A 20,183-nucleotide genomic window follows, 5' to 3' on the forward strand; every position below is an offset into this window, starting at 1 on the left:
GAGGTTACATTGAGCACACCACTTTGGCAGCCGAGCCAGGCGCAGATCGACGGCGCGGAAATCACACGTTTCAGAAAACGGATCGAAGCCGACTGGGGGGGCACACTTGCCGATACCCGCGCGCTGTGGAAATTTTCGGTCACCGAGCTTGAGAAATTCTGGACCTCGGTCTGGGACGATGCCGGGATAATCGCCGAGACACGCGGTGAAAGGGTTCTCGAGGACGCAGACAAGATGCCGGGCGCCAAATGGTTCCCTGATGCCAGGCTCAACTTCGCCGAAAACCTGCTGCGCAATCGCGGCAATGGCGAAGCGATGGTCTTTAACGGCGAGAACGTGGTTTCGCGCCGCCTCAGCTTCGACCAGGTCTATGATCAGGTCTCGATCTTGGTGCAGGTGCTCGAACAACTGGGCGTCGGCGAAGGCGACAGGGTCTGCGGATACCTGCCGAATATGCCGGAAACCATCATCGCCATGCTGGCGAGCAATGCCTTGGGCGCGGTGTGGTCGTCGTGTTCGCCGGACTTCGGAGAGCAGGGCGTGCTAGACCGGTTCGGCCAGATCGAGCCCAAGGTCATGTTCTGCACGGACGGTTATTGGTACAACGGCAAGCGCCATGACGTGCGGGCCAAGTCGGCGGCGATCGCCGGGCAGATTCCGAGCCTCAAAAGGGTCATTCTGATCCCCTACGGTGACGAGGATGCGGATACCGGACCGATCGGTAACGCGGTGACGCTAGGGGACGCATCTGCAGGCCTGAGCCCGAAACAGATTCAGTTCCGCCAGTTGCCCTTCGATCATCCGCTCTACATCATGTTTTCCAGCGGCACCACGGGGGCGCCGAAATGTATCGTCCACTGTCAGGGCGGGACACTACTGAAACATGCGACCGAGCAGCCCCTGCATTGCGATATCCGCAAAGGCGACCGGGTTTTTTTCTTCACCACTTGCGGCTGGATGATGTGGAACTGGCTGGTGACCAACATCGCCTGGGGGGCGACGCTGCTGCTATATGACGGCTCGCCGTTCTACCCAAACGGGGAAACCCTGTTTTCATTTGCCGACGCCGAAAAAATGACGCTGTTCGGGACATCGGCAAAATTTATCGATGCGCTCGGCAAGGCCGGGCTGCGGCCCCGCGATACGCACGATCTGTCGTCGGTGCGGATGCTGTGTTCGACCGGCTCACCGTTGGCGCCGGAGGGTTTCGACTATGTTTACGATGCAATCAAACCCGATGTGCATTTGGTCTCGTTCTCGGGTGGTACCGACCTGATGGGATGTTTCTGCGGCGGCGACCCGACCGGCGCGGTATGGCGCGGTGAAATCCAGATGCGCTTCCTGGGTATGGCGGTCGATGTCTTTGATGAAGAGGGCCGTTCCGTTCAGGGCGAAAAAGGTGAGCTTGTCTGTACCCGGCCTTTCCCGACAGTGCCGCTGGGATTTCTGAACGACCCCGGCGATGCACGCTTCAGGGCGGCGTACTTCGAGATGTTTCCGAACATCTGGACGCATGGCGATTATATCATGCTGACGGAACACGACGGCATCGTGATCTATGGGCGTTCCGATGCGACGCTTAATCCGGGCGGTGTCAGGATCGGCACGGCGGAAATATACCGTCAGGTTGAAAAGCTCGACGCGATTCAGGAAAGCATCGTCATCGGCCAGGAATGGGATAACGATGTGCGTGTGGTGTTGTTCGTCATCCTTAAAAAACCGGGCAGCCTCGACGACGAACTGGAAAAGGTAATCCGTACCCAGATCCGCAACACATGCACGCCGCGTCACGTGCCGGCGAAAATCGTCGAAGTAACCGATATTCCGCGCACCAAATCCGGCAAGATCACCGAGCTTGCCGTGCGTGACATCGTGCATGGGCGCGGCGTGAAGAACAAGGAAGCGCTGGCCAACCCGGAAGCGCTTGAATTGTTCCGCGATATTCCCGAACTGGCGAACTAGATCTCGACGTTGGCGAGGGCGCGGTAAAGCGCCTGCAAGGCGCCGGGCGCGGCGCCATCGCCGGCTTTGGCGCGTTTTTCGAGCTGTGCGACGCAGGCTTCCGTAATGGCCTTCAACTCGCTGGTTTCAAGCTCGCCGAGAAACTGGTCCGGGCTGTTGCGGATGGCCATGATGAACGGGTTGCTCATGTCGTCTTCTCCTCGATGCGCTGCTTTTTGGACAGTTTGGATGCGGTTTCCTTGGCTTCGCGCATCAACCAGTCTCTGAAAACCCTGACTTTCGGCCGGTCGTAGTTGGTTTCGGTGCTGGCGACGTAATACCGGTACTCGGCCGTCAGCGCCAGATCAAATGGCGCAATCAGTTTGCCGGCATCGATCGGATCGGCGACCAGCAGGCCGCGGCCCAGCGCCACACCTTCGCCGTTGATTGCCGCCTGGATGACCAGGTTGGAATGCGTGTACCCGGTGCCGCGGGTTGGATCGATATCGCGCAGTCCGGCAGCGTTCAGCCACATGTTCCAGTCTTCGGTCATATCGTCATGGATCAATGGATAATGCCTGAGATCGGCAAGGCTGTTGAGGCCGGGGCCGCGCTGCATCAATTCCGGCGCGCAGACAGGAAAGATATCTTCGTGCATCAGTTCTTCAGCGATCAGGCCGGGCCAGGTCCCGCGGCCATAACGGATGCCGATGTCTATGCCGTCCCGCTCGTAATCGGCGGCAACGTCGGAGGTTGCCAGGCGAATGTCGATCTCCGGGTTTTCGTCGCGAAACCGGCCAAGGCGGGGCATCAACCAGGCCGCCGCCAGACTGTCCATGGTGGCAACGGTCAGAATGCCTGCCTGATCGCGCCGTTTGACCCGGGCCAGAGCGGTGTCCATGGCGTCGAACGCTTCAATCAGATCGGGCAAAAGGGTCTGTCCTGCATCGGTCAGGATCAACTGCCGGTTACGGCGCAGGAAGAGCTGTATGCCGATCTGGTCTTCCAGCGCCTTGACCTGATGTGAGATCGCCGCCTGTGTGACGTTGAGTTCGTCGGCGGCTTTGGTAAAGCTCAGATGGCGGGCCGCCGCTTCGAAAGCCCGCAATGCGTTCAAGGATGGCAGGCGACGTTGCATGAGCGTGATATTTCCATGATTAAATTTTAGAATACTAGGCATGCGTTAAACGCGCGCCATATCTTAACTATATGATAATTATGAATTATATAATTGTTATCATAACATTCAAATAAGAAAACCTAATCCGAAAATAAGATAATGTCGTTTGTTCGCAGTGCCGAATGCGGGTATCAATCCGGACATCGACGGGCGCACGGAATAGGCCGTAGCCCCCGAAACCAAGGTAAGTATCGGAGAAGTACCATGAACAGCATCCTGAAATCGTTTCCCTTCGCTATGGGGTATGGCCGTGCCCTGATCAAATCGCTGGCAATTGCTGTATTTGTCATGCCTGAACGCGGGATGGATCTGCTTCTGGTATGGGAAACCCGTTTGCACCAACGGCAGCACTTGGCCCGCCTGAATTACAGTCAGTTGGAAGACATGGGCATGTCCCCTGAAGACGCGGCCCGCGAGAGCGCAAAACCGTTCTGGTTCGCCTGAGCCCTTATTCCAGCTGTTTTGAAATGGGCGGTCCCGGCTGTACATGGTCAGGGCCGCCCTTTTCATTTTCCAATCGTCGGCGCAGCATGGCGGATATGACAACGGAGTTGCAGAGGTCGCGATGCTTGAGCATTTAAAATTGATGGCGCGCTATAACAAGTGGGCAAACGACCGCATCAGTTCGGCCATCGCCGAAATCAGCGAAGCCGACTACATGGCGCCCCGTGAGGCGTTCTTCGGGTCGATCCACGGTGCCGCCAATCATCTTCTATTGGTCGATCGATTGTGGCGCGGGCGGATGGAAGGCAAGCCGTATCCCGCGGAAAGCCTGGATCAGATCGTTTGTCAGGACCGTGAAGCCTTTATCCGCGAGCGTGCCCGCGAAGACGATAAACTGATTGATTTTGTCGACGGATTTGATGCCGTCGCTCTTGAAGAAGACTTCAGCTACAAGACGATGAACGGCATCGGCAGCACCGACAAGCGGCGCGCCGTGCTGGCGCATATATTTAACCATGCGACCCATCACAGAGGGCAGATGCACGCGCTGCTGTCGCAGGTGCCGAGCGACCCCCCGCCACTTGATTTGATCCCTTATCTGCGTGAACGAAACGCAGAACCCTGAGAAGTCTTAAAGTACGCAGTGCTTGGCGAAATCAGCCGCCTCGTTGGCGCTCCAGTCGCCCTTCGGCTTTTCTTTCAGATCTTCGCACCATTCCTTGGAGCCGACTTCGGGAGAGCAGGCACTGAGCCCGCCGATGGCGATGATCGCGAACGCAAGGAATCCGAAACGGCGGGTTAATTTTAGCATGTCTATACCTCCAAAAAACGCAGACATTGGTGATAGCTCAGAAGCGCACGAATGGGAAGTTTATAGCCAAGCACGTTGATTGCCCATGCCTGAGGTGCCTAGAGTTGAAAGTTCCGTCATGGTCTGGCGGAAAAGCCGAATAATGTTCGGAGGCATGAATGTTCGGGCACAGCCCCGATATCTTTGACAGGATTGTGGAAAGCAATGAAATCGATTTGGATGACATTGCCGGTCTGCCGATCATGGCGGCATACGAATATTGGGATGATCTTCGTGACGGCGCCATCGGGCCTTCGAGAAAGGCCTTCAGACTCGAAGAATTGCCGCCGAAACTTATCCCCTGCATGGCTATGGTCGACTTTATCGGGCCGCCTCTCGATTATTATTACCGATTTTTCGGGACGGCCATGGTCGAGGCGTCCGGGCGGGAACTGACCGGCAGATGCTATTATGCCGATAACATCGAAGGGTATGGGTTCGTCAATGCGCGATTGTTCCCGATTCTGATCGAACGCAAGAAACCGATGGTGCACCGGACCATCTGGGAATCGGTGAAGCGGTTACAATTGCAAACAACATCCTTGAGACTGCCTTTGTCCGAGGACGGAGAGACCGTCAACGGCGCGGTCACCGCGAACGATTACCAGTATGCCTGAAAAAGGATTCGTTAAGGCGCCAGAGTGTTGATCACACGGCCTGCGTGAGCGGCTTGATGACAAGCACGGACACGTCATCGTGGGCTTCGGTGTTGCCGCGATATGCCGCAAGGTCGCTGAGGATTGCATCAAGTATCGCAGCGCTACCGCGTGCATGGGATTTGCGGATAGCGCTTTTCAATCGGTCCAGGCCGAACTGCATGCCCTGTTCGTTCAGCGCCTCACGGAGGCCGTCTGTGTATGCGACAAGAAGCCCGCCATCGGGCAGCGCTGCGGTTTGTCCGCTGAAAGTCCACTCGGCGTCGACGCCGAGGGGGATGTCTTCGCCGTCAAGAAGCGAGAAAGTGTCCGCTTCTGGTTCATAAATCAACACCGGCTCATGGCCTGCGGAGATCCAGCTGAAATCCCGTTTGCCGGCTTCGAGCTGCATATAAAAAAGTGTCAGCGATCTCCCGCCAGGGCTGTCTGCGCTCAGTTGACGATTGACGGCTGCAAGGACATCGGCGGCAGTCTTTTCGTGTGGGGCATTGGCGCGGAGTACTGCGCGTGCAGACGCCATCAGTAAGGCCGCACCGACTCCGTGGCCGGTGACGTCGCCAATGACTATGGCATATCGATGATCGTCGAGGGGGACATAATCCTGATAATCGCCCCCGGTTTCATCACAATAAATCGTCTTGCCGGCAAGATCGAAGCCGTCGATGGCGGGTGCGGTTGCCGGAATCAGGTGTTGCTGGATTTCCTGCGCGGCATGCAGATCGCGTTTGACGCGGATCTGTTCTTCGAGCGCCGGAACCATCCGGTTGAAATCTCGGCCAAGGTCCCCTAGCTCATCGCCGCCGGGTTTCTGAATGCGCACCGAAAAATCACCGCGCGCCAGCCTTGCTGCCGCTTCATGCAGACGCCGCACGGGGCTTGTCAGGGTCTTGGCACCGAACACCGCCAGTGCAGCAGCTATCAGGCCGGCAATCAGGGCAAACACGATCGCTGTGCGTAACTGATCGCGGTATGATTGTTGAACGACGGCTTCAACTTTTTCGCTGGCCGCGTTGATGATTCCCGCCGGGAAGGAAACGGCAATATGGTAAACCGCGCCGTTGGTTGCCCCGACAGGCCCGAATGCCCAAACTTCGCGTCTACCGTCGAGTTCGACTTCTTCAAGGCCGGGCACACCGGAGCGGATATCGCTGACGACCTTGATCCAGAGATCATTACCGTTCAGAGAAATCGGCTGACGCTCTTTTAAAACCTCCCAGTGGCCGTTTTCGGGCGAGAAAACGGCGATTTTGTGGGGCATTAGTTCAGGGTCGTTATTGGGGACGGCAAACAGATGAGCACTGGCATCGGGCGGCAGGCGCGTCGCATCCAGTGATTGGGTCAGCAGAACATCCAGGCGGACCGAGACGCGAACCGCCCCCGCTAGCTGCCCATCGTCAAGCTGAATAGGTGCTGTGGCAAACATCCGTCCTGTTATGCCGTCCGTACTGTCGAACCAGTCGGCTTGCGATGTTTCGAGGGTCCGGAGATACCAGTCCTGTTCGCGTGGGTCTTTGTCGAGGCGTGCCGCCATGCCCGGATATGAAATCGTCAGTCCGCTCTCGAAGGTAATGGTCAAAGTATCGATTGCGCCTCTGTTTCTGAGGTAAACCAAGCGCGCGACTTCATTGAAACCGGCAAGACGATTAAGTGAACTGGCAATCTGATCGCGGCTGGCGTCAGGCGCTATGTGTACGCTCATGTGCTGCAGGTCGATGTGTTGCGCGACGCTCGGATCTGTCGGCATGGTTTGATCGGGCGCGAGGAGAAAACCGTTCACGCCATCCGCTAATTCGGCCACCGGACCTGGTGCCTCAAGCCGTGATGCGATATCGCCGGCAAGGAAGCGAACTTCACGAGCCACCTCGGTGCGGGTTTGTTCAATGCTAACGGCACCGGTTTCGGTGGCGCGCCTGATATCAAGGTGGACCCGTTCGGCCAGCAGGTTCTTGCCGCGCTCCGCCATATCGGCGCCGAATTTCGAAGTCGCCCGCAAATAAACTACGGACGCCGCACCCAGTGGCAGGACGGCGAGGGCGATAAAGCAAATCGCAAGCTTGGTTCCAATTTTCATGACGTTATCTGCCCACGTGCAATCCCGCCTGTCATCCCGCCTGTTGCCCCCAGCGGTGAATCACACTTTGTCCTTGGCCGGGTCTCCAGTCAGGATTACGACCTTGCCGGTCGATTTGCGGCCAACAAGCGTTTCATGCGCAAGCCGGAAATCTTGCATTGGGAAGACATGTGACACATGCGGTTTCAGTTTGCCGGCTTCATACCATTGCAACAGCTCTTTGAAGGAATTGTCGATCAGTTCGGGATCAAGGACACGGTGCGCACCCCAGTAATAACCGATTACGGTGATATTCTTGACCAGCAGAATATTCGCCGGAATTTGCGGGACCGTGCCGCTGGCGAAGCCAACGACCAGAATCCGGCCACCCTGAACGATGGCGCGCAGGCTGGCATCGAAAGCGGAACCGCCGACCGGATCATAGACGCAATCGGCACCGCGCCCGTCGGTCAGGGCCTTGACCCGTTCGCGAATATCTTCGGTCCGGTAGTCAATCAAATCGTCGGCGCCGTATTTTTTGGCGACCTCAAGCTTATCCGCGCCGCCTGCCGTGGCGATGACGCGCGCACCCAGTGCCTTGCCGATTTCAACGGCCGTCAACCCGACGCCGCCGGCGGCGCCGTGAACCAGAAGCGTCTCGCCGGGCTGCACACGCAGTTTATGCACAAGCCCGATGTGCGAGGTGCCGTAAACGATAGGGAACCCGGCGGCCTCGACAAAGGTCATCTTTGCCGGGATGACATAGACGTTCGAGGCTTTGGCGACCGCCTCTTCGGCATATGCGCCGTGTTCAAGGGTCGCCATCACCCGGTCGCCGACGCGGATGCCGTCGACGTCGCTCGAGACCTCGGTCACGAAACCGGCGGCTTCCAGGCCGGGTGCAAACGGCAGTTGCGGCTTGACCTGATACTGTCCCTTGACCATCAGGGTGTCGGCAAAATTGACACCGGCGGCGCGAACCGCAATGCGAACGTATCCCGCCGGCAAATCAGGTGACGGCAGATCGCCGACGCCGAGTTGCGATTCATCGTCAAAGTTTCCGCAAACAACGGCGCGCATGTCTGGCTCCTTCTTGAAATGACCGGGTCCGTCTGGAATGTTAGGCAATGCTCATGTCATACCAGCAGGTAAGATAAAACCAAAACATTGTGAACCCAAGCCATGCAAATAAGTCAGGCAACATGCCGCTCTAAAAGGTGTGCGGCATCAAGCGGGACAAGATCCGGGAGATTGAAGCCGTCATGAGAGGATTTTTCGGTATCGGCGTAGAAGGTATTTCCAAGGAGATGAACGTTGGAAACCTTTTTCGCTCTGCACATGCCTTCGACGCCAGTTTCGTCTTCACGGTGAATGCGAACTATAAGCGAAGGATTGGCAAACGTGCGGATACGTCGGACTCGCTGGCACATCTGCCGTTTTATGAATTCCCGGATATGGATGCGATGCTGCTGCCGGATGGTTGCAGCCTGGTCGGTGTCGAACTGATGGACGATTCCATCGATCTGCCGAGCTTCCGTCACCCACCCCAAGCTGCCTATATCCTGGGGCCGGAGCGGGGGGAGCTGTCCCCTGAAATGCTGCAGCGCTGTGACCATGTCATCAAGATACCGACAAAATTCTGTATCAACGTCGGCGTTGCCGGTGCCCTTGTCATGTATGACAGGGTGTTGTCGATGTCGCGGCTTGCGCCGCGTCCGCTGATGCCTGGCGGGCCGGTCGAGGAAGCGGATCGGGGGCGGCACGGCGGCCCGAAATTCAGACGTGGCACAGAGGCTTTTCGCCAGCCGCCTCCGGCGGCATATAACAAATAAGCCGCCTCCGGCGGTATATAAGGATCAAGCTGTCAGAAGAGTCAGTCAGCCATACGGATGGTCCCAACCGCATCGCCGGCGGCATTGTAGACGATCGGCTGTAAATGTTTGGCCAACTTGCGGCTTTCTTCTTGCCCGATAATCCCGGCCTCGACCAGCAAATGCCCCATCACGACATCGGCGGCGCGTTTCTCGCCGTCCTCTGCCTTGAGGGCAATCCCCAGGCCCTTCCCCGGCAGAATGGCGATGTGAACGCCTTCTGCGCCGCCTTTCGTCGCGACTTTGCCGCCGAGGGCACCCATGATATCGGTATCGAAGCGGTCCGGGCCGCCGACCATGAACGGCTCCGCCATGACGGCGGCAAGGATGCGCCTGACAGCCGTGCCGCGCTCTTCGCCAAGACCCGCCGGGTCGGCCATTTTCTGCGCTGCATGGGCGAGCGCCGTCAGCGTCATGCCATATACCGGAATGCCGCAGCCATCCAGGCCACGGCCCGTATCTGCCAAATTCTGGCCACCAAGTGTGACGAGTATTTCATACAGCCGGCGTTGCACGGGGTGATCCGGGTCCAGGTATCCTTGCGTCGGCTCGCCGAGGTGCAGCGCCGTGGTCAGGAAACCTGTATGTTTTCCCGAGCAGTTATTGTTCAGCCGTGTCGGCGACTGGTCGGCGCGAATCAGTGCGTGCGCGGAAGTAATGTCATATGGCAGATGCGCGCCGCAGCCGAGATGATCAGCGCCGAGGCCTAATCGTTCCAGCCATGCCGCAACGGCGTCGACGTGCGTCGGCGTTCCTGAATGCGAAGCGGATGCAAGAGCCAGTTCCGCCACATTGACCCGCCGCGCGTCCGCTGCGCCGCTTTCGACCAGCGGCAGGGACTGCATGAATTTGATGGCTGAGCGCGGATAAAACATCAGATCGGGATCGCCCCATGTTTTGACCGGGCCGGACGCGTCGCACACCATCGCATGCACCCTGTGTCGGCTTTCCACCATGGTGCCGCGGGTTACTTCACAAATCAGGGGGTCGGACATGGGTAAGGACCTTGTGTTATCTGAGCGTAAGTATGTAACGGGACTTGCGAATCCGTGAGCGTCCGGTATATCACGTTGGGTATGAAAACCACGCAGCTTTTCCATTTCACGGCCCTGTTTATAGCCGTTTCAGCCGCCCTTTTTTTCTGGACACCTGATGCGCGTGCAGAATTTCTTGGCAAGTTTCAGGACTGGGAGGCGCACACCCTCAAAGATGGTGGTACCAAAGTTTGTTATGCGGCCACCGTGCCGCGTAAATCGGAGGGTAAATACACCCGTCGCGGTGATGTATTCCTTCTGGTTTCGCATCGTCCAGGCGACAAGATGATCGGCTATGTCAGCATTGAAGCCGGCTATCCCTATGGCAGCAAAAGCAAGATCACGGCACGTATCGGCGGGGCTTCGTTTCCGATGTACCCCGGTGGCGAGCTGGCGTTTGCCCATGAGGATCGCCCTCTGGTCGAAGCCATGATCCGGGGGCAGGAAATGGTCGTGACGGGGACGTCCAGCCGCGGGACGCTGACGACCGACACGTTTTCTCTAAGCGGTTTTACGGCGGCTTATAAGACGGCGTCGAAGGAATGTGGGGTGAATCCTTAAATTCATGGCCGGTTTTTCAGATGACATTTTAATGCGTACCGACATTCTTCCGGTGAGATGCCCGGGATGCGGTGAAGCACAGAACACCCTTGAAGGCGCTGCTGATCCGCTATCGCCCAAGGCACAGGTCGGCTGTATGGTGTGCGGCTATGTTTTCGGTGCGGACGAATACCGCACGCTTCTTACCGAACGTCAGCGCGAGTTTCAGACGCTGCAACTCGGCGATCAGTAAGCCGCCGATTAGGATGGTAATGACGCCCTCGGGGTGATACATAGCCGCGCCATGACCGACACCGCACACATACGAAATTTTGCGATCATCGCACACATCGACCACGGGAAGTCGACCCTTGCCGACCGCCTGATTCAGGTGTGCGGCGGGCTGACGGCGCGCGAGATGAAAGAGCAGGTGCTCGACAACATGGATCTCGAGCGCGAGCGCGGGATTACTATCAAGGCGCAGACCGTGCGTCTGAAATACACCGCCAAAAACGGCGAGGATTACATTCTCAACCTGATCGATACGCCGGGTCATGTGGATTTTTCTTATGAAGTCAGCCGCTCGCTGGCTGCCTGCGAAGGCGCGCTTCTCGTTGTCGATGCGACGCAGGGAGTCGAGGCACAGACCCTGGCCAACGTCTATCTGGCCATTGAAAACGACCTCGAGATCATTCCCATATTGAACAAAGCGGACTTGCCGGCGGCTGAGCCGGAACGGGTCAAGGAGCAGATTGAGGACGTCATCGGTCTGGATGCGTCCGAAGCGCTTCTGATTTCCGCCAAGACGGGCATGGGCGTGCCGGATGTTCTGGAAGCCATCGTCAACAAGGTGCCGCCACCCAAGGGCGATCCCACGGCGCCGCTGAAAGCGCTGCTCGTCGACAGCTGGTACGATGCCTATCTGGGCGTGATGACGCTGGTGCGTGTCTATGAGGGTACGCTGAAGAAAGGCATGAAGCTTCGCCTGATGCAGGAAGATGCCATACACCAAGCCGACCAGGTCGGGGTCTTTACGCCGAAACCGACAAAGATCGAGGCGCTGGGCCCGGGGGACGTCGGTTATATGACGGCGGCCATTAAGGCTGTCGCGGAAACGTCGGTCGGCGACACGATTACCGAGGACAAGCGCCAGACGGCAACGCCGCTGGCGGGCTTTAAGCCGTCGATCCCCGTTGTTTTCTGCGGACTGTTTCCGACCGATGCATCCGAATACGAAGATCTGCGCGATGCCCTGGCAAAACTGCACCTGAACGACGCCAGCTTCCACTATGAGGCGGAAAGCTCGGCGGCGCTCGGTTTCGGATACCGGTGCGGATTTCTCGGCCTGTTGCATCTTGAAATCGTGCAGGAACGGCTTGAACGCGAATTCGATCTCGATCTTATCACCACCAGTCCAAGCGTGGTGTACAAGGTCTACCGCACCGACGGCACTATGAAGGAACTGCATAACCCGGTCGATATGCCGGATCCGGTGCAGATCGATTATGTCGAAGAACCGCTGATCCGTGCTTCGGTCATGGTGCCGGACGAATTTCTCGGTTCAGTGCTGAGCCTGTGCGAAGAACGGCGCGGCGAGCAGATGGAGCTGACCTATGTCGGCAACCGCGCCATGGTCGTTTACAAGCTGCCGTTGAACGAAGTTGTGTTCGATTTCTATGACCGGCTGAAGTCCGTCTCGCGCGGATACGCAAGCTTCGATTACGAGCTGATCGGTTACGAGCGCGGCGATCTGGTCAAGATCTCGATTCTGGTCAATGCCGAGCCGGTCGATGCCCTGGCCTTTATTGCGCATCGCAGCCATGCCGAATCGCGCGGCCGCCAGGTGTGCGAGAAATTGAAGGACCTGATCCCGCGCCAACTGTTCAAGATTGCCATTCAAGCGGCGATCGGCGGCAAGGTGATCGCGCGTGAAACCGTTAGCGCCATGCGCAAGGACGTCACCGCGAAATGCTATGGCGGCGATATCACGCGAAAGAAAAAGCTTCTCGAAAAGCAGAAGAAGGGCAAAAAGCGGATGCGCCAGATCGGCAATGTGGAAATTCCGCAATCCGCGTTTTTGGCCGCACTCAAAACCAGCGGCGACTAGCCTCGGATATATGGCCTAGCCGCTGTCAGCGGTCCCGAGGCTTGACGAATTCGGGAAACGGATCGAATTCCGGGTCGAATGCTTCGTCATCGTCATCTCTTTCGAACAGGTCGATCAGATCATGCGTCGGCAAGCGGTCGTCGTCATTTGACGTATCGCCTTCTTCGCGGGCCCATTTGCGGGCTTCGCGGGCCAGTTCGTCGTAAAGGAACAGCGAGACTTCATGCTCGCGCAGTTCCTCTTCGGCCATCGGGCTCAGTTGCCGGTTCGGGCGGCAGGTCCATGCCAGGATGACACCGGGCAGGGCCAACAGAAACCATGCCGGCGGGGTCAGGAACCAGAGCATTACCGGATCCCAAATCCACGGAAGCGTGGCATTCAGCCGCACCTCGGCCATCAGATAAGATCCCGGCCACAGGGATTGCCATAATTCATGCGCCGACAGCATCCAGCCGGTGCCGCCGGGCAGGGCCCGGGCAACGGTTTCCGCAGCGGCGACTGCGAAGGCGCCGAGCAGTAAAATCCAGCCGGTGATAAAGGATGCGCGCATCCGCTCATAGTTACCCAAAATGGTTAATATTCCTTAACGAATATACTATGTGCGTTTCTGCGGCCCAATGATCAATCCCCCTTGCTCAGCGGGGGCTGCTCGGTTAGTTTCCCGCCGACTGTAAAGGTCGATGGAGGGGTGGCCGAGTGGCTGAAGGCGCACGCTTGGAAAGCGTGTATGCGGGAAACCGTATCGAGGGTTCGAATCCCTCTCCCTCCGCCATCACCCCCGAAGTCCACCCTGAGTAACCCTTTCAGTGCCACCTAAGGCTCCCCCAAGCGTCTTGCTACACCAGACGCTACACAGGAGTTGTCATGAAGTTGCACCAAAGGGGACAGGCGTATCACCTCCGGGTTCGCGTTCCAGCGGACCTTGTCGAGATCATCGGTCGTCGTGAAATCCACCAGTCACTAAGAACCAGCGATGGCCGTTCGGCACGCTCCAGAGCCTCCACCTTGAGAGCCACTATCGACGCTGGCTTCGACCGTCTTCGCTTGGCGCGGCTCGGGAACCAGAACCAAGAGCATCTGTCCGAGTTGGCGAATGCCTTCCTCGTGAGCCTTGGTAGCTCCCGCCGCAACGGCAGCAATAAGGCCACAACCAAGAAGCCGCTCCGTCTTCGTCAACTGATGGACCTCCACCTCGCAGAGAAGAAGCCCGCCCTTGATCCTCGCAGTTACGGCAAGATGGAACTCAGCTTCAAGATGGCGCTTCACCACATGGGCAACATTCCCCTCAAGGACTTGGACCGTTCCGTCTGCCGCGCCTACCGGGAAGCCTTGAGGGTGACGCCTCAGTTCCTCCTTCGGAACGATACCGCTTCGGAGAACACCAAGAGAGTTCTCTCGGACAAGACGATCAACCATCACCTCCAGTATCTCTCCGGTCTTCTCCGGTGGGCCACGCGGGAAGAACTGATCGGGGGCAACCCTGCCGAGGGCCTCTCCATCAGGAAGCGCCAACGAGATTGGGAGGAGCGGTTCGCCTTTGACGCCGATCAGTTGAAGACGCTTCTCGGGTCACTCTGGACGGATACCGACAGACAGGAACGTCGATGGGTCCCGTTGATCGCCCTCTGGTCCGGGATGCGTCAGGAGGAAGTCTGCCAACTGCGTCACTGTGACATCGTTGAGCGAGACGAGGGCCACTTCTTCGTTGTTACCATCGAAGCAGGGACACTCAAATCCGCTGCCGCCGAGAGGCTTGTCCCCGTCCATCCCCGTCTGGTGAAGATGGGACTCCTTGAGGAAGTCTGGAACCCCGAGTTGGGAGACCAGCGCCTCTGGCCCTCTCTCAAGAAGACGGCATTGGATCGTTACGCCAACGCCCTCTGTAAATGGTTCAGCCGCTACAAGGCGTCGAAAGGGTTCAACGACCGCCGCTACTGCTTCCACTCACTCCGTCACACCTTCATCAACGCCATGAAGCAGAACGAGGTCCCGGAGCCTGTCATTCGTCAGATCGTCGGACATCAGGAAGCATCCCTGACGTTGGGTCGATACGGGAAGGTCTATGACTTGGAGAAGCTGGTCCGCTACATGGAAGTGATCGACTTCGACATCGATCTCACTCGGCCCACCTGAGAAGACACTGCCTGTCCCCTTTGGTGCAACTTCATGACAACTCCTGTGTAGCGTCTGGTGTAGCAAGACGCTTGGGGGAGCCTCAGGTGGCACTGAAAGTGTTACTCAGGGTGGACTTCGGGGGTGATGGCGGAGGGAGAGGGATTGCCCCAAGCCTCCCTCTGTCGTTCTCAGCCCCTTATGTCTTCCTGTATCTGTCTTCGTGCGACCTCAGGTTCACCACCAAGCGCGGTGGAGCAACCTGTGTAGCATGGGGAACCCACCAAGTGAATCCCCTCAGTTACACCTAAGGCCTCTCCTAAGATCAACACGTGGTCGCACCAGAGTAGCTACCGTGCTGACCATGTTGATGATGATGGCAAAACGACCGGGGCTGACCCTAAGAAGACGACTTGGGAGCGCGGGGGGGGTAATCCGCCGAGGGCACTTCCTATTAAACCCCCTTCGGAAATCTCCAACGAAATGAGCACTCCACCGCTTCCCAGAAGACAGGGAGAGGAGTAGTAGAGTACTTCATCTCAAGCTGTGGAATGGAGTGTAATAATAAACACTGTAAGACTCGCTCCTTTGGGTTTTCCTCAGGGTAAGGCCACGTCGAAGCCGTAATATCTTGCCGAGCCGATCTCGGGTTGCACCTTGAAGGGGTGCATCTCACCAGCGATTTGCCGTTTCCTGTATTCGAGGTACCTGTAGACGAGGCTCTTACCGACCCCAATCCCCTTGGCAATGATCTCAGCGGGAACTTCGCCGAAGTGATCGACAATCCAACAGACCTTCATCTGAGGGTCTAGCTTCGACATTCCCTCACCCTTTCTGAAGCCCTCGAAGTCCGACAAGGCATCGAATACTGGGGTCCACCGGGAGGGGCACTGGGAGGCGAGGAACGCCTTGAGGTCATCCTCGATGATCTCCCGACACAAGGGAGATAAGACATCGAAGGGGCCGTGTTCGCCTATGATCCGATACCCCAACCCCTTCTTCTCCGCTTAAACATGTTCGCAGTAAGCATGATGACGTGCTTTACTGGATGGCAATTATCAGCTGCGAGGCATATTCGTGGACATCGGGATTCACTTCATCACGATAGCAGCCGTTCTTGCTTCTGGGCTTGCCGTTGACAAGGTCGGCCGGGCCACACACTTGCCGAGGATTACGTTGTTGGTGATTTTCGGTGTGATTGTGGGACCTTCCGGTCTGGGCTTTTTGCCCGATGATATCAATGCATGGCGTGAGGTGATTTCTATTCTCGCCCTGACGATGATCGCGTTTCTGCTCGGTGAAGAGTTCTCGATAAAAGGACTCAAGGCTTATGGGCCGTGCATACTCAAAGTTTCCTTTTCGGTTGTTATGGCGTCGCTGTTTTGTATCGCCGGTGGATTGATTTTGCTTGGTGTTCCCGCCGCCTTGGCATTTTTGATGGCCGGCGTGGGGCTGGCCACGGATCCGGCGGCGACGCGTGATGTTATCGTTGAAAGCCATGCGGACGGGCCTGTGACAAAAACCGTACTTGGCGTGGTTGCTGTCGACGATGCCTGGGCGGTGATCATATTCAGCATCATTTTAGGATTTGTCGCCGTGACCGATTCTGGACACAACGGTGGATTGTTGGCCGGCTTTTACGATGTTCTGAAAGCGGCTGCGGTCGGCATTGGTGTCGGAATCCCGGCGGCATTCCTTAGCGGTCGTCTGCGTGACGGCGAGCCGACGTTGCTGGAAGCGATCTCGATCGTCATGCTGTGCGCCGGCGTTGCGCTGGTGCTTGATGTCTCTTTCCTGCTGAGCGGGATGGTCGCGGGCGCTACGGTCGTCAATCTTGCCCGCCATCACGATTATTCGTTTCACGAAATCGAACACATCAGTGCGCCGTTTCTGATCCTGTTCTTCGTACTCGCAGGTGCTGCCATCGATCTGGTCTCGATTTTTGACGCCGGTCTGATCGGCATAGCCTTTATCGTTCTGCGCCTTGCCGGCAGATTTGCCGGGGGCTGGGTTGGCGGCATTTTTGGGGGGATGACAGCGCAACAATCGAAGTGGATCGGCCTGGCGCTTACGCCACAGGCCGGTGTCGCACTGGGCATGGCGCTTGCCGCCGGCCACGCCGCCCCTGACATGGCCGAAGACCTGATGACCCTGACCGTGGCAACGGTCGTATTTTTCGAAATTACGGGGCCTGTGCTGACACGCTATGTGTTTAATCATCTTGGTGAGGCGCAAGCGGATTCAGATCCACCAAATAAGCCAGGCAGATGATTCATACGTGCATAGTCATAGCACATTCCGGATTTTGATCGACGGTACTTTCCTGAATGATGTGCCGGAAAGTCACCGCCACAGCGGATTGACGGTTAGCCGGCTGTACGGTTCCAGGGCATCATCAGAACAATACGGGCCAGTGCACATGTCCCCGTCAGGCCTGCAAAAGCCAACCCGGCGCCGATTGCCATGGTCGCATAGGCGACTTGTGGCGGGCCCACCAGTGTCCACGCCGACAAGGCAAGGATCATGACGCCGACGATCAACTGTACCTGTCTGGCGATGCTCATGCCGGCACTGCCTACGTGGCCGGCGACAACAGGCAAGCCGTTGTCACGCCAGGCGTTGATGCCACCGGTCAGAATGCTGGTTTTACCAATGCCGGACTTATTGATGAGTGGCGTTGCATTTTCTGTGCGGATGCCGGACGAACAGTAAAAAACGGCATCCTTGTCGCCGACGATCAAGGGCAGGTTGTTGTCAATCTGGTCACTCGGCAACAATACGGCACCCGGAATGTGTTCCGCCGCAAATTCATCCTCGCCACGGATATCAAAAAGAATGACCTGTTGATGATCGATCAGAGTTTTCAACTCCGGGGGACTAACGCTCTGCATTGGGGAACTCCATAAAAGGGCTGTATAATATTCTTTGAATATAATATATAAAAATGGAATATGAAGTAGTCTTTTAAGAATATCTATTGTGCGTTGAACACATGCCTCGAAAGAGGCCTTGATTGCGTACGACCCGCATATGCGTTGCCGGAGAATGTCCCTGATGGAAGCCTGGCTTGCCAACGATCTGATTTCCGACCCGGCCAAGGCCAGCCTCGGAGGTCTGCTTATCGGTCTGGCCTTCGGTGCATTTGCGCAGTCCAGCCGGTTTTGCCTGCGCAGTGCTTGTATTGAGTTCTGGAATGGCCGCCTTGGGCAGAACGTCGCGGTTTGGCTTTTCGTCTTCGGATCGGCTTTGTTCTTTGTGCAATTGCTGTTTGCCGAAGGTGGGCTGGCAGCGACGGAAGTCAGACAGATATCAACTGCCGGGACGATGTCGGGCGCCATTATCGGCGGGCTGATCTTTGGCGTGGGCATGATCCTTGCCAGAGGCTGTGCAAGCCGTTTGCTGGTGCTTTCGGCCACCGGAAATTTACGCGCGCTTGTGGCGGGTCTTGTCGTGACCGTTGTCGCCCAGGCGGCTCTGTCAGGCGTATTGTCCCCGCTCAGGGGCATGTTGTCCGGTCTTTGGGTCGTCGATGCAAATGCACGCAATATGATGATCTACTTTCCGGATGGTCTTGGCATCATGATCGGTGCGCTGATTCTGTTGTTGGCGCTCATTCTTGCTATTCGTGCAGGGCTTACGTGGCAGCGGGTTGTGCTCGCCGCAGGTGTCGGCATAACGGTTGCGCTTGGCTGGGAGTTTACGGCGGCATTGTCGCATGTGTCGTTTTCACAGATCCCCGTCGGCAGCGTCACCTTTACAGGGCCTTCCGCAAATACTCTGATGGCGCTGATCACGTTGCCATCATTGCCGCTCGATTTCAGCATCGGCCTTGTCCCCGGCGTTTTCGCAGGGTCGTTTTTGTCCGCGATGATGCGGCGCGAGTTTCATATCCAGGTCTTCAGTATGGAAACAGGCACGTCCCGCTATTTGCTGGGCGCGGCGCTGATGGGTTTCGGCGGCATGCTGGCCGGTGGCTGTGCCGTCGGTGCCGGTGTTACCGGTGGGGCCGTATTGTCGATGACGGCCTGGGTGGCGCTGTTTTTCATGTGGATCGGGGCGGGTATTACCGACCGGATACTCAGTGTGCAGGAAAACCGCACCAGCGGCCTGGCGGAAGTGGGCAGCCGCTAGAGCGCCCGCGCCGCCTCGGAAATCGCAACGACGGTTTGCGCCAAATCATCGTCGCTGAGCGCCAGCGAAATATAGGTCTTCCCCGGCGATTTAAGAATGCCGCGTGCACGAAGTACGGCATTGAAGCGTGCAACCTTGTCGTGATCGCTGTTCAGGACATCGCGATAGGTGCGGACCGGCTTGTCCGTAAAAACGATATCGAACATCGGTGGATGCCCCGAAACGACATGGGCGTGCCCAGCGGCGCCGAGGTGTTCTTCAATGGCCTTGATGATGACGTCGCCGTTGGCGAAAAGCTTTTTGTACTGATCGGGCCGGCGAAGGATTTCCATGGTTTTCAGGCCTGCGACTGCGGCGATCGGATTGCCGCTCAGCGTGCCTATCTGCATCAGGAAACCGCCGTTACCCGCCTTGCCTTTGTCGAAGTGTGCCATGATTTCTGCCTTGCCGGCAATGGCGGCGAGTGGAAAACCACCACCGATGATTTTGCCCAGCGTGCAGACATCCGGCGTCACCACATAGAATTCCTGCGCGCCGCCATAAGCAAGCCGGAAACCGGTGACCACTTCATCGAAAATCAGCACCACGTCTTTTTCTGTGCATAAATCGCGAAGTGCCTGCAGGAAGCCGGGTGCGGGCGGGATAATCCGCTGCAGCGGCTCAACAATGATTGCCGCAACTTCACCGGCATATTCATCTATCAGTGAGCGGGCAAAGTCGGCGTCGTTATAGGGTGCGATCAGCATCTGCTCGGCAACCGTCTCGGGGATGCCTGCTGAATCGGGGACAGCGCGTGGAAAGTTGCCGGGTTTTTCGGGGGCGAGGCTCATTTGCGCTTCGGCCGACATGCCATGATAGCCACCTTCGAACTTGATGATTTTGTCGCGGCCGGTGAACGCACGCGCAAGGCGCATCGCGTACATGTCGGCCTCGCCGCCGGTGGAGACAAAGCGGACCTGATCGGCGCAGGGAACGGCGCGGCAAATCTCCTCTGCCAATTCAATGCCGTGTTCATTATTAGCGAAGAAAGTCATGCCCTGGTCCAGCTGCGCGCGAACGGCATCGAGGACTTCCGGATGCCCATGACCCAATACCATGGGCCCGGACCCGATCAGGTAATCGATATATTCTTTCCCGTCGGCGTCCCAGACGTGCGCACCGCTCCCGCGCTGAATGAAGATATCCGCGTCGAAATTCCCGAATCCGCCGGCCGGCATGACATTTCGGGCGCGATCGATAAGTTGTTGCTGAACGGTCATGCTGCGGA

21 protein-coding genes and 1 tRNA gene are annotated in these 20,183 nt (G+C 57.4%); 12 read left to right on the plus strand and 10 right to left on the minus strand.

The annotated features are described in order from the left end of the window. Nucleotides 1-9 precede the first annotated feature (9 nt). Nucleotides 10-1,962, plus strand: coding sequence for an acetoacetate--CoA ligase (locus tag L2D14_02980; GenBank protein WNK00398.1), 1,953 nt, complete (start codon nt 10-12; stop codon nt 1,960-1,962). Here L2D14_02980 and L2D14_02985 read toward each other — a convergent pair. After that, complete coding sequence (locus L2D14_02985; protein WNK00399.1) at nt 1,959-2,150, minus strand: hypothetical protein; 192 nt, start codon at nt 2,148-2,150, stop codon at nt 1,959-1,961. The two genes, L2D14_02980 and L2D14_02985, sit on opposite strands and share 4 nt — an antisense overlap. After that, nucleotides 2,147-3,079 (minus strand): transcriptional regulator GcvA, encoded by a 933-nt coding sequence (locus L2D14_02990; protein ID WNK00400.1) that lies wholly within the window; start codon nt 3,077-3,079, stop codon nt 2,147-2,149. Before L2D14_02990 ends, L2D14_02985 begins: the two co-directional genes overlap by 4 nt. 246 nt (nt 3,080-3,325) lie before the next feature. On the opposite strand from L2D14_02990, the gene L2D14_02995 reads away from it, so the two are divergent. Together L2D14_02995 and L2D14_03000 are read left to right on the plus strand one after the other, a co-directional pair. Further along, nucleotides 3,326-3,565, plus strand: a complete 240-nt coding sequence (locus L2D14_02995) for a hypothetical protein (GenBank protein ID WNK00401.1) — start codon at nt 3,326-3,328, stop codon at nt 3,563-3,565. 121 nt (nt 3,566-3,686) lie between these two features. Further along, entirely contained in the window at nt 3,687-4,190 is a 504-nt protein-coding gene (locus tag L2D14_03000; protein WNK00402.1) for a DinB family protein, read from the plus strand. 6 nt (nt 4,191-4,196) lie between these two features. On the opposite strand, the gene L2D14_03005 is transcribed toward L2D14_03000, so the two are convergent. Beyond that, nucleotides 4,197-4,376 (minus strand): DUF3012 domain-containing protein, encoded by a 180-nt coding sequence (locus L2D14_03005; GenBank protein ID WNK00403.1) that lies wholly within the window; start codon nt 4,374-4,376, stop codon nt 4,197-4,199. A gap of 158 nt (nt 4,377-4,534) precedes the next feature. Here L2D14_03005 and L2D14_03010 point away from each other — a divergent pair, with 158 nt between their 5' ends. Beyond that, the gene (locus tag L2D14_03010; GenBank protein WNK00404.1) at nt 4,535-5,032 is read left to right on the plus strand and encodes a hypothetical protein; all 498 of its coding nucleotides are present in this window, start codon (nt 4,535-4,537) and stop codon (nt 5,030-5,032) included. Between the two features lie 31 nt (nt 5,033-5,063). On the opposite strand, the gene L2D14_03015 is transcribed toward L2D14_03010, so the two are convergent. Then, a complete protein-coding gene (locus L2D14_03015; protein ID WNK00405.1) occupies nt 5,064-7,142 on the minus strand; it encodes a SpoIIE family protein phosphatase in 2,079 nt (692 codons plus the stop codon). Nucleotides 7,143-7,202: 60 nt separating this feature from the next. Then, nucleotides 7,203-8,201: an NADPH:quinone oxidoreductase family protein gene (locus L2D14_03020; protein WNK00406.1), complete on the minus strand. Its 999-nt coding sequence runs from the start codon at nt 8,199-8,201 to the stop codon at nt 7,203-7,205. A 182-nt stretch (nt 8,202-8,383) separates the two neighbouring features. On the opposite strand from L2D14_03020, the gene L2D14_03025 reads away from it, so the two are divergent. Beyond that, the gene (locus L2D14_03025; protein ID WNK00407.1) at nt 8,384-8,953 is read left to right on the plus strand and encodes an RNA methyltransferase; all 570 of its coding nucleotides are present in this window, start codon (nt 8,384-8,386) and stop codon (nt 8,951-8,953) included. A gap of 41 nt (nt 8,954-8,994) precedes the next feature. Here L2D14_03025 and L2D14_03030 read toward each other — a convergent pair whose 3' ends face one another. After that, entirely contained in the window at nt 8,995-9,987 is a 993-nt protein-coding gene (locus L2D14_03030; protein ID WNK00408.1) for an asparaginase, read from the minus strand. Nucleotides 9,988-10,068: 81 nt separating this feature from the next. Here L2D14_03030 and L2D14_03035 point away from each other — a divergent pair, with 81 nt between their 5' ends. The 3 genes from L2D14_03035 to lepA are packed head-to-tail and all read left to right on the plus strand — an operon-like array spanning nt 10,069 to nt 12,673. Next, on the plus strand, nt 10,069-10,587 hold the full coding sequence (locus L2D14_03035) for an invasion associated locus B family protein (GenBank protein WNK00409.1): 519 nt from the start codon (nt 10,069-10,071) through the stop codon (nt 10,585-10,587). Between the two features lie 31 nt (nt 10,588-10,618). After that, on the plus strand, nt 10,619-10,819 hold the full coding sequence (locus L2D14_03040) for a hypothetical protein (protein WNK00410.1): 201 nt from the start codon (nt 10,619-10,621) through the stop codon (nt 10,817-10,819). Between the two features lie 51 nt (nt 10,820-10,870). Next, on the plus strand, nt 10,871-12,673 hold the full coding sequence (gene lepA / locus L2D14_03045) for a translation elongation factor 4 (protein WNK00411.1): 1,803 nt from the start codon (nt 10,871-10,873) through the stop codon (nt 12,671-12,673). A 25-nt stretch (nt 12,674-12,698) separates the two neighbouring features. On the opposite strand, the gene L2D14_03050 is transcribed toward lepA, so the two are convergent. Further along, nucleotides 12,699-13,223 carry a hypothetical protein gene (locus L2D14_03050; protein ID WNK00412.1) on the minus strand — a complete coding sequence of 175 codons (525 nt, stop codon included), beginning with the start codon at nt 13,221-13,223 and terminating at the stop codon, nt 12,699-12,701. A 132-nt stretch (nt 13,224-13,355) separates the two neighbouring features. Between L2D14_03050 and L2D14_03055 the strand changes: the two genes are divergently transcribed. Both L2D14_03055 and L2D14_03060 read left to right on the plus strand, forming a co-directional pair. Continuing rightward, nucleotides 13,356-13,445 (plus strand) — tRNA-Ser (locus L2D14_03055). A gap of 92 nt (nt 13,446-13,537) precedes the next feature. Beyond that, the gene (locus L2D14_03060; protein ID WNK00413.1) at nt 13,538-14,806 is read left to right on the plus strand and encodes a tyrosine-type recombinase/integrase; all 1,269 of its coding nucleotides are present in this window, start codon (nt 13,538-13,540) and stop codon (nt 14,804-14,806) included. Between the two features lie 578 nt (nt 14,807-15,384). On the opposite strand, the gene L2D14_03065 is transcribed toward L2D14_03060, so the two are convergent. After that, complete coding sequence (locus L2D14_03065) at nt 15,385-15,777, minus strand: hypothetical protein (GenBank protein ID WNK00414.1); 393 nt, start codon at nt 15,775-15,777, stop codon at nt 15,385-15,387. An 85-nt stretch (nt 15,778-15,862) separates the two neighbouring features. On the opposite strand from L2D14_03065, the gene L2D14_03070 reads away from it, so the two are divergent. After that, the gene (locus tag L2D14_03070) at nt 15,863-17,056 is read left to right on the plus strand and encodes a cation:proton antiporter (protein ID WNK00415.1); all 1,194 of its coding nucleotides are present in this window, start codon (nt 15,863-15,865) and stop codon (nt 17,054-17,056) included. A gap of 95 nt (nt 17,057-17,151) precedes the next feature. Here L2D14_03070 and L2D14_03075 read toward each other — a convergent pair whose 3' ends face one another. Further along, the gene (locus L2D14_03075) at nt 17,152-17,676 is read right to left on the minus strand and encodes a rhodanese-like domain-containing protein (protein ID WNK00416.1); all 525 of its coding nucleotides are present in this window, start codon (nt 17,674-17,676) and stop codon (nt 17,152-17,154) included. Between the two features lie 163 nt (nt 17,677-17,839). Here L2D14_03075 and L2D14_03080 point away from each other — a divergent pair, with 163 nt between their 5' ends. Continuing rightward, the gene (locus tag L2D14_03080; protein ID WNK00417.1) at nt 17,840-18,916 is read left to right on the plus strand and encodes a YeeE/YedE family protein; all 1,077 of its coding nucleotides are present in this window, start codon (nt 17,840-17,842) and stop codon (nt 18,914-18,916) included. Here the strand turns inward: L2D14_03080 and L2D14_03085 are convergent. Further along, entirely contained in the window at nt 18,913-20,175 is a 1,263-nt protein-coding gene (locus L2D14_03085) for a glutamate-1-semialdehyde 2,1-aminomutase (GenBank protein WNK00418.1), read from the minus strand. The two genes, L2D14_03080 and L2D14_03085, sit on opposite strands and share 4 nt — an antisense overlap. Nucleotides 20,176-20,183 lie beyond the last annotated feature (8 nt).

This window comes from Thalassospiraceae bacterium LMO-JJ14, from assembly GCA_021555105.2.
GTDB lineage: Bacteria > Pseudomonadota > Alphaproteobacteria > Rhodospirillales > Casp-alpha2 > UBA4479.

Excerpts from the sequence above, each read along its gene's own strand:
- L2D14_02985 (WNK00399.1), bottom strand. The coding sequence starts at position 2,150 with ATGAGCAACCCGTTCATCATGGCCATCCGCAACAGCCCGGACCAGTTT.
- L2D14_02990 (WNK00400.1), bottom strand. The coding sequence starts at position 3,079 with ATGCAACGTCGCCTGCCATCCTTGAACGCATTGCGGGCTTTCGAAGCG.
- L2D14_02995 (WNK00401.1), top strand. The coding sequence starts at position 3,326 with ATGAACAGCATCCTGAAATCGTTTCCCTTCGCTATGGGGTATGGCCGT.
- L2D14_03000 (WNK00402.1), top strand. The coding sequence starts at position 3,687 with ATGCTTGAGCATTTAAAATTGATGGCGCGCTATAACAAGTGGGCAAAC.
- L2D14_03005 (WNK00403.1), bottom strand. The coding sequence starts at position 4,376 with ATGCTAAAATTAACCCGCCGTTTCGGATTCCTTGCGTTCGCGATCATC.
- L2D14_03010 (WNK00404.1), top strand. The coding sequence starts at position 4,535 with ATGTTCGGGCACAGCCCCGATATCTTTGACAGGATTGTGGAAAGCAAT.
- L2D14_03015 (WNK00405.1), bottom strand. The coding sequence starts at position 7,142 with ATGAAAATTGGAACCAAGCTTGCGATTTGCTTTATCGCCCTCGCCGTC.
- L2D14_03020 (WNK00406.1), bottom strand. The coding sequence starts at position 8,201 with ATGCGCGCCGTTGTTTGCGGAAACTTTGACGATGAATCGCAACTCGGC.
- L2D14_03025 (WNK00407.1), top strand. The coding sequence starts at position 8,384 with ATGAGAGGATTTTTCGGTATCGGCGTAGAAGGTATTTCCAAGGAGATG.
- L2D14_03030 (WNK00408.1), bottom strand. The coding sequence starts at position 9,987 with ATGTCCGACCCCCTGATTTGTGAAGTAACCCGCGGCACCATGGTGGAA.
- L2D14_03035 (WNK00409.1), top strand. The coding sequence starts at position 10,069 with ATGAAAACCACGCAGCTTTTCCATTTCACGGCCCTGTTTATAGCCGTT.
- L2D14_03040 (WNK00410.1), top strand. The coding sequence starts at position 10,619 with ATGCGTACCGACATTCTTCCGGTGAGATGCCCGGGATGCGGTGAAGCA.
- lepA (WNK00411.1), top strand. The coding sequence starts at position 10,871 with ATGACCGACACCGCACACATACGAAATTTTGCGATCATCGCACACATC.
- L2D14_03050 (WNK00412.1), bottom strand. The coding sequence starts at position 13,223 with ATGCGCGCATCCTTTATCACCGGCTGGATTTTACTGCTCGGCGCCTTC.
- L2D14_03060 (WNK00413.1), top strand. The coding sequence starts at position 13,538 with ATGAAGTTGCACCAAAGGGGACAGGCGTATCACCTCCGGGTTCGCGTT.
- L2D14_03075 (WNK00416.1), bottom strand. The coding sequence starts at position 17,676 with ATGCAGAGCGTTAGTCCCCCGGAGTTGAAAACTCTGATCGATCATCAA.
- L2D14_03080 (WNK00417.1), top strand. The coding sequence starts at position 17,840 with ATGGAAGCCTGGCTTGCCAACGATCTGATTTCCGACCCGGCCAAGGCC.
- L2D14_03085 (WNK00418.1), bottom strand. The coding sequence starts at position 20,175 with ATGACCGTTCAGCAACAACTTATCGATCGCGCCCGAAATGTCATGCCG.